The organism is Helicobacter sp. 13S00482-2, from assembly GCF_002272795.1.
Taxonomy (GTDB): domain Bacteria; phylum Campylobacterota; class Campylobacteria; order Campylobacterales; family Helicobacteraceae; genus Helicobacter_J.
On sequence record NZ_MLAT01000016.1, the window covers coordinates 1 to 17,368 of the forward strand.

Annotated in this window: 12 protein-coding genes; 9 read left to right on the forward strand and 3 right to left on the reverse strand. The window is 33.0% G+C overall.

All coding sequences use genetic code 11. The features are described 5' to 3' along the window. Nucleotides 1–162 precede the first annotated feature (162 nt). The 4 genes from BKH42_RS07240 (at nucleotide 163) to BKH42_RS07255 (ending at nucleotide 4,829) form a co-directional block, all read left to right on the forward strand. Entirely contained in the window at nucleotides 163–1,587 is a 1,425-nt protein-coding gene (locus BKH42_RS07240) for a Do family serine endopeptidase (protein WP_095295951.1), read from the forward strand. Between the two features lie 143 nt (nucleotides 1,588–1,730). After that, on the forward strand, nucleotides 1,731–2,606 hold the full coding sequence (rfbA, locus tag BKH42_RS07245) for a glucose-1-phosphate thymidylyltransferase RfbA (protein WP_095295952.1): 876 nt from the start codon (nucleotides 1,731–1,733) through the stop codon (nucleotides 2,604–2,606). A gap of 23 nt (nucleotides 2,607–2,629) precedes the next feature. Continuing rightward, nucleotides 2,630–3,652: a radical SAM protein gene (locus BKH42_RS07250; protein ID WP_095295953.1), complete on the forward strand. Its 1,023-nt coding sequence runs from the start codon at nucleotides 2,630–2,632 to the stop codon at nucleotides 3,650–3,652. Nucleotides 3,653–3,758: 106 nt separating this feature from the next. Then, nucleotides 3,759–4,829 carry a DegT/DnrJ/EryC1/StrS family aminotransferase gene (locus tag BKH42_RS07255; RefSeq protein ID WP_219349845.1) on the forward strand — a complete coding sequence of 357 codons (1,071 nt, stop codon included), beginning with the start codon at nucleotides 3,759–3,761 and terminating at the stop codon, nucleotides 4,827–4,829. 1,007 nt (nucleotides 4,830–5,836) lie between these two features. Here BKH42_RS07255 and BKH42_RS07260 read toward each other — a convergent pair. Further along, complete coding sequence (locus tag BKH42_RS07260) at nucleotides 5,837–7,036, reverse strand: NAD(P)/FAD-dependent oxidoreductase (protein WP_095295954.1); 1,200 nt, start codon at nucleotides 7,034–7,036, stop codon at nucleotides 5,837–5,839. Between the two features lie 205 nt (nucleotides 7,037–7,241). Between BKH42_RS07260 and BKH42_RS07265 the strand changes: the two genes are divergently transcribed. From BKH42_RS07265 to BKH42_RS07285, 5 genes are all read left to right on the forward strand, one after another. After that, nucleotides 7,242–8,525 (forward strand): Opr family porin, encoded by a 1,284-nt coding sequence (locus tag BKH42_RS07265; RefSeq protein ID WP_219349846.1) that lies wholly within the window; start codon nucleotides 7,242–7,244, stop codon nucleotides 8,523–8,525. A 120-nt stretch (nucleotides 8,526–8,645) separates the two neighbouring features. Further along, complete coding sequence (locus tag BKH42_RS07270) at nucleotides 8,646–9,848, forward strand: TolC family protein (protein ID WP_257874288.1); 1,203 nt, start codon at nucleotides 8,646–8,648, stop codon at nucleotides 9,846–9,848. Continuing rightward, nucleotides 9,848–10,903 carry a sodium:proton antiporter gene (locus BKH42_RS07275; protein WP_095295975.1) on the forward strand — a complete coding sequence of 352 codons (1,056 nt, stop codon included), beginning with the start codon at nucleotides 9,848–9,850 and terminating at the stop codon, nucleotides 10,901–10,903. Before BKH42_RS07270 ends, BKH42_RS07275 begins: the two co-directional genes overlap by 1 nt. After that, a complete protein-coding gene (locus BKH42_RS07280; RefSeq protein ID WP_095295957.1) occupies nucleotides 10,903–13,959 on the forward strand; it encodes an efflux RND transporter permease subunit in 3,057 nt (1,018 codons plus the stop codon). Before BKH42_RS07275 ends, BKH42_RS07280 begins: the two co-directional genes overlap by 1 nt. A gap of 10 nt (nucleotides 13,960–13,969) precedes the next feature. Beyond that, a complete protein-coding gene (locus BKH42_RS07285; protein ID WP_095295958.1) occupies nucleotides 13,970–14,254 on the forward strand; it encodes a DUF3240 family protein in 285 nt (94 codons plus the stop codon). A gap of 71 nt (nucleotides 14,255–14,325) precedes the next feature. Here the strand turns inward: BKH42_RS07285 and BKH42_RS07290 are convergent, their stop codons facing one another. Further along, nucleotides 14,326–14,712 (reverse strand): PH domain-containing protein, encoded by a 387-nt coding sequence (locus BKH42_RS07290; protein WP_143428586.1) that lies wholly within the window; start codon nucleotides 14,710–14,712, stop codon nucleotides 14,326–14,328. A gap of 135 nt (nucleotides 14,713–14,847) precedes the next feature. Further along, nucleotides 14,848–17,304, reverse strand: coding sequence for an autotransporter outer membrane beta-barrel domain-containing protein (locus BKH42_RS07295; protein WP_095295960.1), 2,457 nt, complete (start codon nucleotides 17,302–17,304; stop codon nucleotides 14,848–14,850). Nucleotides 17,305–17,368: the final 64 nt, after the last annotated feature.

A 17,368-nucleotide genomic window follows, 5' to 3' on the forward strand; every position in this document is an offset into this window, starting at 1 on the left:
TAGGCCTATAGATTAGAATTTTGATATGTTCTTTGTTATTATTAAGTTTTAAAAAAGACCTCTTAAATTCGCATCTTAAAAAACATAAAAAAATACTTAGTTTTTTAAATATTTATGATTTTGCTTTAGAATCTTCTATTAGATACAAATGAGGAGTTGAAAATGAAATATAAAGTTTTAATCAGTGTCGTTTTGGCGGGTGCATTAGGTTTGAATGCCTTTGCAATTGATGATGTTCCAAGTGTAGGTAAACGAATATCTCCAGATGTGGCTCCTAATATGGTCTATTCTTATAATAATTCTGTAAAAGAAGCAACACAAGCGGTCGTTAATATCTCAACACAAAAGAAAATAAAAAACCAAATACCTAATAATCCAATGTTCAATGACCCATTTTTTCAGCAATTTTTTGGAGATATGTATAGCCAGATACCAAAAGATAGAGTTGAGCGTGCATTAGGGAGTGGTGTTATTATCTCTCCAGATGGATATATTATTACTAATAATCATGTGATTGATGGTGCGGATAAAATTACTGTTACTTTGCCTGGAAGCACACAGGAATATTCTGCGACATTGGTGGGTGCTGATCCAGATGGTGATTTGGCCGTGATTCGTATCGATAAAAAAAATTTACCCTATATAAAATTTGCTAATAGCTCGGATTTGCTTGTTGGAGATTTGGTTTTTGCTATAGGGAATCCATTTGGTGTTGGTGAAACAGTTACACAAGGTATTGTTTCAGCTCTTAATAAAAATGGTATGGGTATTAATAACTATGAAAATTTCATACAAACAGATGCCTCAATTAATCCAGGAAATTCAGGTGGTGCTTTGATTGATAGTAGGGGTGCTTTGATTGGAATTAATACTGCAATCATTTCAAGAACGGGTGGTAACCATGGTATTGGTTTTGCCATTCCTTCAAATATGGTTAAAACTGTTGCAAAAGAGCTTATCAAAAATGGAAAAGTTGAAAGAGGTTTTCTAGGTGTAGGCATACAAGATGTTGATAATAATCTTAGAAGTGCTTATCAAGATAAACAAGGTGCTATCATAATCAGTTTAGAAAAAGACTCTCCAGCAAAAAAAGCAGGTTTGATGGTTTGGGATTTGATCACAGAAGTAGATGGAAAAAAGATAAAAGATGCAGCTCAACTCAAGAATATTATTGGCTCTTTAGCTCCTAATCAAAAAATTGTAGTCAAATATATTCGTGACAAAGTCGAGCATACAGCCACTATTGTTTTAGCAGAGAGAAAAAATGCGAATAAAAAAGAGATTAGTGTTCCTAAAGGAAATATGCAAGGACAGCTTAGTGGATTGAGAGTTGAAGCTTTAACGCCTCAGATCAAACAAAGGAATAAAATTCCAAATGACATTAATGGCGTCATTGTGAGTTCTGTTGCAGAAAATTCTCCCGCAGAGAATGCTGGGTTCGTTCAAGGTGATATCATCTCTCAAATTGAGGATATCTCTATAAAAAGTACGGCAGATTTTACAAAGGCACTTGATAAATATAAAGGTAAAACTAAACGCATACTCATTTATACTGGGAATGGAATCAAAACTATTGTGACTAAATGATATCACTCCTTTGTCATCAATAATATCAGATGATGACAAGGGATTTCAAACTATTTTTATTCCCAAAAAGTATTATGAGCATTAAGAGAAGTATTAAAAAGTTTAGGCTAGAATCCTCAAATAAAAGATATTAGGAGGTTTGTTTGAAGGGTATTATTTTGGCTGGGGGAAATGGCACTAGACTTTATCCAAGCACTCTAGCGATATCTAAACAGCTTCTACCTATCTATGACAAGCCAATGATTTATTATCCTCTTTCTGTTTTGATGCTTTCAAAGATTCGGGAAGTTCTCATCATCTCCACCCCCAAAGATATTGGCAAGTTTCAAGAAATATTTTCTGATGGAAGTTGGCTAGGAATGTCAATAAGTTATTGTGTTCAACCTGAACCAAATGGACTTGCTGAAAGCTTTATTTTGGGGAAGGATTTTATCGCTAATGATAGTGTGTGTCTTGTTTTAGGAGATAATATTTTTTATGGGCAGGGATTCAGTCAGTTACTTCAAAGATCTGCAAGATTGGATCCAAAAGGTGGTGGAGCAATTGTTTTTGGTTATCCGGTAAAAGATCCTGAGCGATTTGGTATCATTGAGCTTACAAAAGAGCTTAAACCTATTGCCATAATTGAAAAACCTTCAAAACCAAAGAGCAATCTTGCACTCACTGGACTGTATTTTTATGATAATTCTGTGGTAGATATTGCTAGTTCGCTCAAACCTTCTATTAGGGGAGAATTAGAGATTACAGATATTAATATTGCTTATTTGCAAAGTAATAATCTAAAAGCTGAGATACTAGGTAGAGGTTTTGCCTGGTTAGATACAGGAACTCACGATAGTTTGCTGGAAGCGGGAAGTTTTGTACAAACTATTGAACACAGGCAAGGCTATAAAATTGCCTGTATAGAGGAAATTGCCTATAATAATGGCTGGATAGATTCAGGAACTTTAAAACAAAGAGCGGCAAGACTTGAAAAGAGTGGATATGGGAAGTATCTTTTAAAATTACTAGAAGACTAAAAAACAATCTCAATGGAGCATAGATGAAAAAAATAAATAATTTTAATTCAGATGAAAAGATACTACGATACACAAACAAGATCGATTATTTTTTCAATTCTCATAAGACATTGGTCGTAACTGAGCTTGATCTTACCAATAAATGCAATCATCGGTGCCCAGGTTGTTGCGGTAATAATGAAAATAATGCCGAATTAACAAAAGATCAAGTTGAGGCCGTTGTAGAAGGGCTTAAAAGTTTAGACAATAAGGGTGTCATTCTCTCTGGTGGTGGCGAACCCACTATAAGCCCATATTTTGAATACGCTATTTTTTTGATAAAAAAAGCTGGAATGAATATCGGGCTTAATTCTCACGGAATGAGTTTAGATGAAAATAAAGCTAGAATCATTGCTGAAAATTTGGAATATTTTAGGATAAGCCTAGATGCTGGAAGCCCTGAAATGTATGCAAAAATACACGGAATGAAGCCACATCATTTTGAAAAAACACTTGAAAATATTGCTATGTTTGCTCAAATAAAAAAAGAGCTCAATTCTAAGACAAGTTTTGGCGTAGGATTTCTAACTTCTGAACTCACGCAAGGCGATATGGAGTCTTTTGTAAAACTCGTAAAGGAGCGTGGTGCAGATTTTGCACAGTTTAGACCATTTACAGGCAATACATTAGATATATTACCCTATCTTGAAGAACTCAAGAAAAAATACGAAGATAATGATTTTAAAATTGTCGCTAGTTATCAGAAATACAAGGAAATGGTAGATGTGAGTTATCGTGGTTATGATAAATGTCATGGGATGTTTTTTTCCACTGTTATTAGTGCGGATTTTAAAGTTTGGGCGTGTTTACACTTTAGACAAAGTGATAAACATTTTTTAGGAGATCTTAGAGAGCAGAGTTTAGAGGAAATATGGCGAGGAGCTAGAATAAGAGAAGTTTATGAGTCCATTAATTGTGCGGAGTGTCCTATTCTTTGTCGAAATGATAGTTTTAACCGAACTTTAAACAAGCTCAGTTTAGAAGTAACCAATAGCGAATTTCTATAGTTTTATGCATATGCCTTATTGGGCGTCATGGCAACTTTGGTGGTTTGTTGATTCCTTAAATGGTGGTATAATCCTTAAAAATATCCCTTAAAAAGTTGGAGTTAGCTTGAATAAAATTAATGTGAATAAACCTTACTTACCTGATATTAATAAGTATAAAAAGTACCTCGATAGGATTTGGAGAAACAATCATTTAACAAATTTTGGTCCTCTTAGCATGGAGTTAGAGCTAAAATTATGTGAATATTTAGGAGTTGATAATTTACTCTTGGTTAGTAATGGAACTTTGGCACTTCAGATTGCTTATAAAGTTTTGGGCATAAAAGGAGAAGTTATCACCACACCTTTTTCTTTTGTTGCTACCACAAATACGATTTTGTGGGAAAATTTAAAGCCAGTATTTTGTGATATCAATCCCCAGACGTTTTGCATTGATGAGCAAAAAATAGAGAAACTCATCACTCCTAAAACTGAAGCTATTTTGCCCGTACACGTGTTTGGAAATCCTTGTGAAGTTGAGTTTATAGATATAATCGCTAAAAAGCATAATCTTAAGGTTATCTATGATGCTGCTCACGCTTTTGGAGTTAAGTATAAAAATAATAGTATTTTTAACTATGGAGATATATCAACGCTTAGTTTTCATGCTACCAAGTTATTTCATTGTGTAGAGGGAGGAGCTTTGATAGCCACGGACAACGCTTTTATACAAGAAGCAAAAAAAATTATTAATTTTGGATTGTCAAATAGTTTTCCAGACTCACTAGGCATCAATGCAAAAAATAGTGAATTCCACGCAGCAATGGGGCTTTGTATGCTTGAAGATATAGATATTATTTTCCAAGAACGTCAGAAAATTTGGATGTATTATTATGAGCAACTTAAGGATTCTTTTCATATACAAAAAATTTCAAAAAATGCAAACAATAATTTTCATTATTTTCCAATCATATTTAAAAATCAAGAAAAACTTTTGAATGTCTTGAGTATTTTGGAGAAAAAAAATATCTTCCCTAGAAGGTATTTTTATCCAAGTCTGAATATTTTAGATTTTAATTCTAAAAATCAGAGCTGTCCTGTTTCTGAGGACATCTCAAAGCGTATTTTATGTTTGCCTATTTATGTAGGACTTTCACAAAAAGATCAAGATAGAGTTATAGAAGGCCTTAGATCTTAAAATTTACTATAGAGTTACAAATACTTCATTGGTACAGGGAGTGAAACGTTTTGTGATAATTATTTTGTAAAAGTACTCTTAAAGAAATACAATATTTTTGAGGATGAAAAACCTGATCATGCATTTTGTTTTTTATTTGTCTATGAGCATGTAGGATATGACTTATAGAAGCACTAACAGCTGAAAAATGTATCCTGATTTTAATGCGTGTGATTATGCTATAGGATTGTATTGTATTTGAAGACAGGTATATTTCTGACTCAGCTTATCTTTTAGATGAAAAAATATTAAAACCATGGCAAAAAAGATATTTTTAGAGATATATTTTAGAGTCCAAGACAAAGTTTTTAATCATATTTATTCGTATTTTGATAGCCCAAAAATCTGGGAAGAATTTTTTTAGTGATACTTAAAAAAAGTTGATAGTGCTCAAATATATCGCAATAATATACCCACACCTTTGTCTATTATCAATGAGGTTTTTCTAGTAGTAAATATGAATTTATGAAAATTATAAATTTACTATAGTATTTGAAAATTCCTCTACAACACTTACGCAATAGATCGCTTGAGCATTTAGAGCTAGAATGATTTCTATTTATTGGAAAAACCCTAGAATAAGTGATTTTTATTTCAGAGATAGCGGATAAATGATAAATCTTTTTGTGAATGCAGATTCATTTAAGATGGTTTAAACCGTTATAGAAATAGATAGGAGTTGAGGGGTTATTTTAGAAATGCTAAAAAAGTCAGCTTTTAACGATTGTGATAATCCCCTTAGGCGATATGAGTTGTTCGTAGATTTTCTTGATAATATTTTTCAAGCAAATAGAATAAAAAACAAACATTGGTTCAAAAATTGCAACCAAGCATCCAAAAAATCCCAAAAATCATTCACCATCAAAATAAGGTTTTGATATTTTTTTAAAAAATGACCCTGTCAGATTGTTCAAAAAATATCAAGAATAGAAATTAAAAATCATTTCTAATGGTTTTAAAGATTGTTTTTAGCTTTTCTTAGCGATCCTAAGAATGCCTTTGAGTTTAATGTTCCAGAGGTTTTCAATCATTCGCTTTACTCCATAAGCAAATAATCCTGAAATTTTTCTATTCATAAAAATTCCTAATCCATAACCCTTTCCTAGAGAACACACACTGCCTCCAGATTGGAAACTAAAGGCTTTTTTTATGGATTCATTTTGGATAATACAATGGAGTATTTCGCCTACATAATCACCTTCTTTACAGGAGATTTGAGCAGTAGGGGCATAAAATCTTTCAGTTTTAGGATCTTTTAACGCACCACAATCACCAATAATGAAAATCTTATTCCTATTTGGAAGAGCTTGTTTTGGATGCAGGTATTCATCAATCTCTATCTTGCTGCGGTTGCTTTGGAACTCTGTAGAATTTTGTATGACTTTATTTCCTTTTACTCCAGCACTCCAAATAATTGTATTGCCGTGTATTTTTAAATTTTTACCTTCTTTTTCAATCATCACACCATCTTCTAAACATTCTAGTATCTTTGAATTTTCTAGAACTTCAATTCCAAGTGCTTGAAGTCTTTTTGAGGCTTGAGTGCTTAGTATCTCACCAAACATTGGTAAAATACGTGGCATTGCTTCAATACAAGAGATTTTGATATTTTCTTTAGGAATATCTGTTTTTTTGGCTTTAATCTTTAGTTCTTGAGCTAATGAAGCAGCGAACTCAACTCCACTGAATCCTCCTCCACAGACTATAAATTTAAGATCATTAACATCTTTGTTATTTTTATAGTTTTCAAATTTTTTATCAATATGTTTTTTTATATCCATAGCACTTTCATATGAAGTCATACTGAAGGAGTATTCTTCAATGCCTTTTATACCAAAAGAATCAGAATCAAATCCAAGTCCTACAACCAAATAATCGTACTCATAAGTACCATTTTCCCCTATTGCCTGATTTAAGCTTGGTTTGATCTGCATGATGTTGTCTTTAATGAAGGTTATTTCTCCTGGTAAAATATTTTTCAGAGAGTGCTTTACACTTTGATTTTTTGCCCCAGAGGCTACTTCATGAAGCAATACAGCATGATAATGATAGTCACAGTTGCTGATGAGTGTGACTTGAGCATCTTTAAAATCTTGGTGTGTGAGTTTTTTTATGGTGCTCAAGCAAGCATAACCTGCACCAAGCAATAAAATTTTAGGTTTTTTCATAGAACTCCCTACAATAAATTAAGATTTTAAGATTAACTAAACTTGCGGATTTTAACATCTTTTTGAAAAAATATAAATTAATTCCAAATGCCCACTAGAATATAAAATCATATATAATTGCACGAATAAATAATAGATAAGGGGATTTGTGTATAAGATTGAAAGGGTCTTACCTTTAATAATATGTTTAACTCAAACATGTCTATTGTCGCTAAAAAATAATTTCAAAATAGTCAGATTTTTCTTTTGCTTTTGTCTATTTGAGTGTATTTTTCTATGCGTATTAAATGCATATGAAGATAATTATTTTGGTATTTCTGATGCTCAGGTGGGGTTTTTTAGTTCTGGAGGATTTGGAAGTGATGAAGGACAGAAGTTAAGAGGTGGATATACAAATCTTTTTGGAAGTTTGAGTGTTGGAATTGATATATATGGATTTGATTTTAAAATAGGAGGGAGTGCCATCGCTCTTTTGCATAAAGTTAAAAATAATGATATGTATTCAAATGTCAGTGATAATGAAAATAATATTTCATTCCGCATCAACAATGATGAGGCAAAAGATTTTAGGTATACCAGCGATACTTTTATATTGCATACTTTGTATATGTCTTATAAAAATTCTTGGGGCGCATTAATAGCAGGGAGATTTCCACTCAAGTTAGAATGGATAGGTGATTATATAGAGGGAATAAGTGTGGGTATTGATAGGTTTGAAGATTGGAAAATTCAAGCAGGCTGGTTTGATGCACAGGCCTATGGGGATCCACAAGAAAATGTTCATTTTGGATATATTAAAAATTTGTATGAAAAATACGAGAATTACAAGATTAAAAACAATTATTTTTTGGATATAAAATACACAAATATTTTTTTGAATTTGAATATTTATTATAATTATTTTGACACACTTTTTGATTCATTAGGGATAAAGACAGATTGGAATTTTGAATATAAGGATTTCAGATTTGGGACGTTATTTCATTATGTTTTTGTGAGCTCAAGTTCGCAATCACCAAATACCTGTTTAGATCCTTTTATGGCCAACAATGTAGGTCTTGCTTGTTATGTTGAGGGCACTATGGGCTCAGTGCTAGGCTATTTGTTGCAATTAGAGCAGAGTTTGAATTTTAAGAATTGGCATTTTTCTATAGGATATTTGCAAAATGACAACAGGGGCACTACAAACAATCTTCCAATTTATTCAGATAATAATCCCTTAGAATACAATACGGTTGTATATGGTGGAGGGGCGAAAACAGGTTATGCTACTTTTAGATATGAATGGGAAAAAAGATATTTTTTGAGTTTTAAATATGGCTTGAGTCATTATTATTCCGGTCATCAATGGTTATTTCAAGATCAGTTCAATGCACTAGCAGGAGTAGATTTTTCACACATTAATGTTTCTGTAGGTTATTTTAATATTAATGATGGGGGTGGATATAAGAATAATATCGCTAGAATTTGGCTAGGATTTAAGTTTTAAACCTTTTATTCTTGACATAAAAACGATAAAAATATTGTTTAATATAATTAATATTTTAAGAAATCTTATTTTGAGGTTATAATGGATTTGAGAAAAGTCTTTTTATTTTTATGTGCAACAATGAGCCTTGCGAGTGGAAGACAAATAAGTTTGGGAGAATTTCTTAAGGCTGTGGAGAGAAATTCTATAGATCTTATCAATAATAAAGCTTTCTATCAAAGCGAGATAGAAAATCAAAAATCCTTACTTTCTTGGGATTATCCATATGTGGAAACAGACATATCTGTGGTGAAAAATTCACAAGGTAGGAATGAACCTCAAACAACAACACTTTTAATGCTCACACCAAAATTACCTTGGGTGAGCTCAATGTTGCGTCAAAGTCTGAATATAAAAACTATCCAATACAAAAAATCTTATGAACTCAGCAAAAATCTAGCTTTCATAGCAGCTAAGCGTTTGTATTTGACCTATTTTATCACTAAAGAAAAATATAATATTTATATTCAACGAGAAAATAATTACCAATCACAGCTAGATATTGCGAAACAAAAACTAGAGGCAGGAAGTATGTCAAAAAAGGACTACATCAATTTTAGAAATTCATATTTAGAGGCAAAACTTGCCAAAACAAATGTAAAATCAACGCTTATTGATTTGAAAAAAATACTTGATACCTTGCTAGGCAAAGATTTATCAGATGGTGCATATTTAGATACCTTAGATTCTGAGATTGAAATATCTGGACTTAGTTTTGGATATGTGGCCAACCCAAATCATTTTATTGACAAAATCTTAGAGGAGTCTCTTTATGTGGAAATCATCGATTTATTGGCAAAAGATTACCAAACTAATGCCAAACTTGCCAACAGAGACAGGCTGAGTGCGTTGGAGATTGGAGCAGGGATAGAAAATGCAAATTCTTCTACAAATCTTTCATTAAAGCTCCAGATTCCTCTACCGCTAACCCCTAAAAACACCCATCTAAAAAGAAAATATATGGCACTTCAAAGTGGTGCATTGCAGCAGAGTGAAGTCACTAAACGTAATATTAAAATCAAAGCAAAATCTTATATTGAGCAACTTAAAAATAAACAACAATATATTGAGATCCAAAAGGAAAATATTCAAAATAAAAAATCTTTGATGGAAATGGGAAAAATTGCGTATGATTCGCAAAAAATAGGACTATTTGAGTATTTGGCTTATCAAAATTCTTATATGGATTCACTTATTACAATGGCTGATGCCAAGATTGATTATGTGAATACAGAAGCCTTGCTTGAAGAAACTTTGGGCAGAAGTCTTATGGAGAGAAAATGATGAAAAAATGGTTATTGATAATGTCGTTTCTAATGTTTGTATGGGGTTATGATGAGATCAAAATATCTCCCACACAACTTCAAGAACTTGGCATTAAAGTTATGAGTATAGATAATAAAACTTTAGGTAAGGGGATGCCTTTTAATGCTTACATTGATTTTAACGATAAAAGCTCCATTACTCAAAGCTCAAGTTTTGAAGTAATAGTAGTGGCATTATACAAACGTGAAGGGGAAAGAGTAAAAGAAGGAGAGGTCATTGATGAAATCAGTTCCATTGATTTGAGTAATTTATACTTTGAGCTTGAAAATACTCAAAATAAACTCAAGGTTGCTAAAGATGTGACCAAAAAAGATAAGGAACTCTATGAGAAGGGTGTGATTTCAAAAAGAGAATATCAAGCTAGTTATCTCGCAAGCAACGAAATGCAACTAAAACTAAATCAGATTGAATCCACATTCAGTCTTTTTGGAATAGATACGCTAAATCCAAAAGGAAAATACGGTTTTAGGGTAATCGCCAAAGATAGTGGTATTCTCTCTGTTGCACCTAAAAAAACAGGTGAAAGAATCCTCGCATTTACACCCTATATTCGGATATCTCGTGATGATGATTTGCTTGCTAGGATCAAGCTTCCTGTAAGTGTTTCTGAATATGTCAAAAAGGATTCACTAGTTTATGATGAACAGGGCAACCAAATTGGAAAGATTCAATCTGTTTCGGTGGTGCTTGATCGAGCTTCTAATACAATTTTAGCAACAGCACTCCTTACATCAGGAAATTTCAAGGTCGGGGAGATGATTGATGTGTATATTAATGGAGTTAGACCTGAAAATTCTATCACCATTCCTTCAGAGGCTATCATCAAAAATGGTAGGGATTATTTAATATTTTTACAGACCAAAGAGGGGTTTTTGCCAAAACCTGTAAAGATTATTGAAGAACGAAATAAGGAATTTCTCATCAGCAATGAGGGTATAAAAACTGGAGATAAGATTGCTTTTGGGGCTTTGATTGCGTTAAAAGGAATTATCAATAGAATAGGCGATGAATAATGCTCTCAAAAATAATTGAATTTTCATTACGCCAAAGAGTAATGGTGCTTATCTGTGCATTTGTTTTATTGTTTTTTGGAACTTATAGTTTTATCTCTATTCCCATTGATGCTTTTCCTGATGTTTCTTCTACGCAGGTAAAGATTGTTTTGAAATCTCCAGGTATGTCTCCTGAAGAGATGGAAAATCGAGTTGTTAAACCTATAGAGATGGAGGTTTTAGGACTTCAGGGGCAAAAGTCCTTGCGTAGTACTTCTAAGTATGCCATTGCTGATATTGTTATTGATTTTGATGATAAGATTGATATTTATTTGGCAAGAAATATGGTGAATGAAAAACTTTCTATGGTCTTAGGAGATTTGCCAGATGGAGTAGAAGGTAGCATTGCGCCGATTGTAACTCCTCTATCAGATATGTTTATGTTTACTATTGATGGAGATTTGCCTGAAGTGCAGAAGCGTCAATTGCTTGATTTTGTGATTCGTCCTGCATTGCGAACCATAAAAGGCATTGCAGATGTGAATTCTTTGGGCGGATATTCTAGAGCGATTGTTGTTATGCCTGATTTTAATGATATGGCAAGGCTTGGAATCTCTATTACAGAGCTTGAAGATACCTTAAAGGCAAATCTAAAAAATGATGGTGCTGGAAGAGTAGATAGGGATGGAGAGAGTTTTTTGGTAAAGATACAGAGTGCCGCTCTTAATGAAGAGGATATTAAAAGTATCACTATTCCTACTACAAGTGGCTATATACATATAGGTGATTTTTGCAATGTTGTTTCTAGCTATCGCACAAGACTTGGATTTGTTACAAAAGATGGGGTGGGGGAAACAACACAAGGGATTGTATTATCGCTTAAGGGTGCTAATTCAAAAGACGCTATTACTCAAGTGAAGCAAAAACTTGAAGAAATCAAGCCTAGCTTACCGAAAAATATCACTATCAATCCGTTTTATGATCGCTCTGAACTGACCAAAAAAGCTATAGATACGGTTTCCAAAGCATTGATTGAGGCAGTTATTTTGATAATCATTACATTATTTTTATTTTTAGGAGATTTGAGGGCAGCTATTGCTGTGAGCGTTATACTGCCCCTTGCACTATCAATGGCATTTATTTTGATGAAATTAAATGGCATAAGTGCTAATTTAATGAGCTTAGGAGGACTTGCAATCGCTATAGGTATTTTAGTAGATTCTGCAGTGGTGGTAGTAGAAAATGCTTTTGAAAGGCTGAGTTCAAATAAATCTATGACCAAACTTCATGCCCTCTATCGTTCGTGTAAGGAAATATCTGTTTCTGTTATTAGCGGCATTATCATCATCATTATATTCTTTGTTCCTATTATCTCCTTAGAAGGCTTAGAGGGCAAGATGTTTCGTCCATTGGCTCTGAGTATTGTATTTGCACTTTTAGGCTCACTCATTCTTTCTATAACATTGATTCCTGTGATCAGTTCAATCGTTTTAAAAACAAAACAGCATAAAGAGACTTTTTTGATAAGATTTTTTTATTATCTCTATAATCCGATGCTTGATTTCTCTTTGAAGCATTCTAAAATAATGTTCATAGGGGCAGGGATATTTTTGGTCGCAAGTTTTTCTCTTTTTCCCTTTGTCGGAAAGGCCTTTATGCCGACTTTAGATGAAGGGGATGTGGTATTGACGATAGAGACAACTCCTTCTATTTCTTTAAGTCAATCAAAAGACTTGATATTGAAAATAGAGAAAAAAATTCATCAAAAAGTTCCAGAAGTAAAAACAATGGTGGCAAGAACAGGATCTGATGAACTTGGATTAGATTTAGGAGGGCTCAATCAAACAGATATGTTTATTTCTTTTAGACCCAAAAAACAATGGAATGTGAAAACAAAATCTGAGCTAATCTCAAAAATTTCTGATTCATTGAGTGATTTTAAAGGAATCAGTTTTATTTTTACACAACCCATTGATATGAGAATTTCAGAAATGCTTACTGGTGCACGTGGAGATGTGGCTATAAAGATATTTGGTGATGATATTACTAAACTCAATGAGCTCAGTACCCAAATCGCAAATATTATCAGCACTATACGTGGCTCTAGAGAAGTATTCACAGCACTTAATGAGGGGGTGAATTATCTTTTTGTTTCTCCTGAACGTCACGCAATGGCAAATGTAGGCATTACTAGTAATGAGTTCGCTAAATTTATGAAATCCTCGCTTGAAGGAATTGTAGTAGATTATATTCCCACAGGATATGCCAGAACCCCTGTCATTATTCGTCAAAACCCTGAAATTTCTACAGATATCACTAAGTTAAAAAGTCTTGAAATGGCTTCAAGCAGGAATTTTGCAGTCCCTATAACTTCGATAGCTCATATCAGCGAAGTTGATGGACCAGTTAGTATTGTGCGAGAAAATTCTCGGCGTTTAAGTGTGGTACGAAGTAATGTTGAGGGTAGGGATTTGAGTGGTTTTGTGGATGAAATAAAAATGCAAATTGCCAATAAAATACAACTTCCGTCAAATTATTTTATTACCTATGGGGGACAATTTGAAAACCAACAAAGGGCGAATGCTAAACTCGCTACAGTTATTCCTATAAGCATTTTGGCGATATTTTTTATTTTATTCTTTACATTCAAAAGCATTCCTTTGGCATTGCTTATTTTGTTAAATATTCCTTTTGCCATTACAGGAGGATTGATTTCTCTTTTTGCATCTGGGGAGTATATTTCTGTACCTGCAAGTGTTGGCTTTATAGCTCTTTTTGGAATTGCAGTGTTAAATGGTGTGGTGATGATAGGATATTTTAAAGAGCTTATCAAGCAGGGAAAAAGCATAGAAGAAACTGTTCGTATTGGAGCTAGAAGAAGATTAAGACCAGTTTTAATGACGGCATTTATTGCGGGATTGGGTTTGGTTCCAATGCTGCTTACTCATGGCGTTGGATCAGAGGTTCAAAAACCTCTAGCAATAGTTGTTTTAGGAGGATTAGTGACTTCAAGTGCTCTGACATTATTACTTTTACCACCCATGTTTAGGGCACTTGCCAAAAAGATTAAAGTCTAAGGGAATAGATATGAGATTGATCGAAATTTATATTAGCGAACAACATAAAGATACGTTAGTGGATCTGTTTTTAGAAGATGGATTTGATGATTTTTATTATTTTTCCTGTTATCAATATGCAGCAAGTTCAATGCTTTTGAGTGAAAAAGAACAAGTAAGTGGTAGAAAAGATTATGGAATTTTCAGGATTTTTATTCAAGATAGCACCACGCCCACATTTATCCAGAAACTCAAAGCAATTTTCTCTAAAGATCAAATGAGAATTATTACATACTTCCCATTATCTGAATTGTGAAATTTAATCTGATAATTTAGGTTGTGAGATTTTACAATCAGGATAGATAAACTAGCCTGATTTGAGTATTTTCATTTTTGACTATTTTTTTCTTGCAATGCGATCAATTCTTTTTTGAATCTAATGGGTCGCTTGATACCTTTTATTGGAGCAGAAGAACTTCCTGTTCCCACGATAATGATTGTTCCAAAACCTAGCATTCTACCAACTATGCCTTGTTTTAATCGAACGCTTTCTACCTTATTGATTCGCAATTCAATAGTATCTCTCCTAATAAGTCCCCATTTGGCCACCACTGATTTTTCTGTTATAGCCAATTCTGTAGTCCAAACACATATAGCCTTATATATGAAGAGAACAACACCAAAGAAAATAACCATAAAACCAGCACGAACACTAGCTTCCCCTGAACTTGCAAGAATTATAAATCCAAACAATGTCACTAGGATCGGGAACACAAATACAATCTAATGAAGCTTGGCCTCATAGACTAAATTTTCATTTACTGAATCCAAATATGCCATTACAATCCTTCTTAATATAAAATAGATTGTAATTTTAGCCCCCCCCCCCATTAATAAAAGCTTAAGAATCTAAAATAAGAATTTTAATGAAGCACTTCCTAAGCTTATGAAAGTTTTGTTTGTAGATTCACTAACAGATAAATTGAGATTAATAAAAAAATTCTCATTAATTGGTATTTGTCCTCCTGCAAGAATATTTCCAAAGTGTTCTTTTGGTGCTACAGGTATATAAAGGGTATCGCCTAAAAAAATCACTTCAGTCATTTTAGGACTATCATAAAAAGTATATTGTATTGAAGGACGAATAAAAAAATATCCGCCGTTATTGAAGTATTTTACATATTCAATGCCCAATATTCCCTTCACCCAAACCTCAGTATCAAATAAATATTTACTCCCTAATACATCTCCTGTTTCATTAGCTGGAGTGTTTTGATTGATATTTGTGGTGATGCCTATATAGGGCTTAATCATATTGCTACCAAAGTTAAATTTCAGACCAGTTTGCACCAAAGCATTGAAAGAATGAGTGGTGTATTTAGAATTGTTATAATAGGTTTGAGATAAAACAGAAATATTTTTGCTACTTTTAGCATTGGAATAATCATAGCTCAATATGACATCTGTTTGAAAAAGAGAAAAATTTGTTTGTGCATAGATTCCCATTTGAAAGTTATCTGATTGTATTTTTAGAACACCTAGATTCAAGTCATTTTTGCTATACCCCACATAAGTACCTAAAAATAAATTTTCATTTACAAATCTGTCATATCCCACATTAAGACCATAACCATAACCATAACCAGATGTACTTTTTTGATACCCACCTAAAACACTTGCATATAGTGAATTTGAGAAATCATTTTCTTTTGAGAAAGATAAGGCTAATGGGGCGTTTGTATCGCTTCTATAAGTGGTTTTTGTATCAATAGAATTAAAAGCATATCTAGTGAGTGATTTGTATGAACTCAGATGAGAGTGTGATTTTATCATTCTGTTGAATATTTCTGATGAAGAAGCTTCAAATCTTAATCTAGAGAGGTTATTTCTATTGTGTACAAACATCTGAATCCCTGATTCTATGTTTTGTGCTAAACCTTTGATTTGTTCAGCACCTAGATTTTTAATATCAAAACCATCTATAGGTTTTTTTTCATCAAAACCATCTATAATATTTTTTTCATTTTCATTGAGATCTACCGTTTTAGAGATCACATCACTCACATCATCTGAGTGAGGTATTTCTTTAAACATCACTTGAAGTTCTTTCCCTTGATCTTGTACTAGGAGTTTATAAAATAAACTTATGGTTCCATCTTCAGAAATTGCCTCTCTTTCTCCTAATAGGGTTGGATCATAAACAAGCGAATTGGTCGCCTTAAGGAATACATAGGGTTTATTTGTTTGTGCCATTCCTTTATAGAGAAAAATATTAGCACCTGTAATATCGATATTTTTTGCATTTATTTGGCCATATTCAGAGGCATTCCCACTAAAATATAAATTGGTATTAGAATGACTTGTAAAGTTTCCACTTACATTGATAAGTCCTGCGTTGTTCAGATAAATATCGCTATAGTTTTTATTTTGAAAATTTAGTCCAATATTTATCACACCCATATTGATTGCTTGTATTTTAGATCGCACTATATTTGAAGTATTTGTATTTGATAGGTGGGATCCTGCCCCTTCGCTGATGAGATTTTTTTGTATTTTAATCTCTCCATTATCAGCAATGATGTATCCTGCTCCACTGTCATAGTATGTTGAGCCAGAACCAAAAGTTTGTGCTACATCTCCTCCATTTAATACATCTCCCCCATCAATTGATAAGCTTCCCTTAGAGCTTGATTTTAATATTGAGATAGCACTCAAATTTGGATCACTTGCAATTCCACTGAATATTTTATAAACATAGCCAAAATTTGAAAAATAACCTGATTTTATGGTGATTGTGGCATTTCCTGAATTTGTGTTTTCAAAGATGCCATAGCTACCAACTCCTATGTCTGTGCGTCCATTGAAAAAATAATCCACATTGGCTTTAAGAACCCCCCCATCATTTAATATGGCTCTAGTTCCTGAGGCATTGATATTGATTGTTTGAAAATTAAGAGTGCTTTGCCCTTGATTGATCATCGTTCCTCCATATGAGGTTAATTCGGTTCCATTTGCTACAAGTGAGGCGTTTTTAACTACATTGAAAGAACTACCCTTATTAAAGATAAAAGGTATTGAGAGATTTAAAATCAGATTAGAATTTTTTAGGATATTAATAGTTCCAGTGTTATAGAAAGTACTTAAAGGTATATTTGGTTCAATAGTGAGGGTTGAAGAACTAGAACCATTGGTTTGGTAGGTAAAAATCCCATTATTATGCAAATCACTTGATCTAGTGCCCTTGATGCCATTAACTCTTATAGTGATATTGTCCCCACTATTTAAAGTGATTCCTGAAGGAAAGTCCGCCCATTCTTCACCAAATATTAGGCCGACAAAAAGAAGAGATACAAAGATTTTTTTCATTCATTGACTCTTGTTTGAATTTTGAATTCTATAAATTATATCACTTTTATTGATTTTATCAATT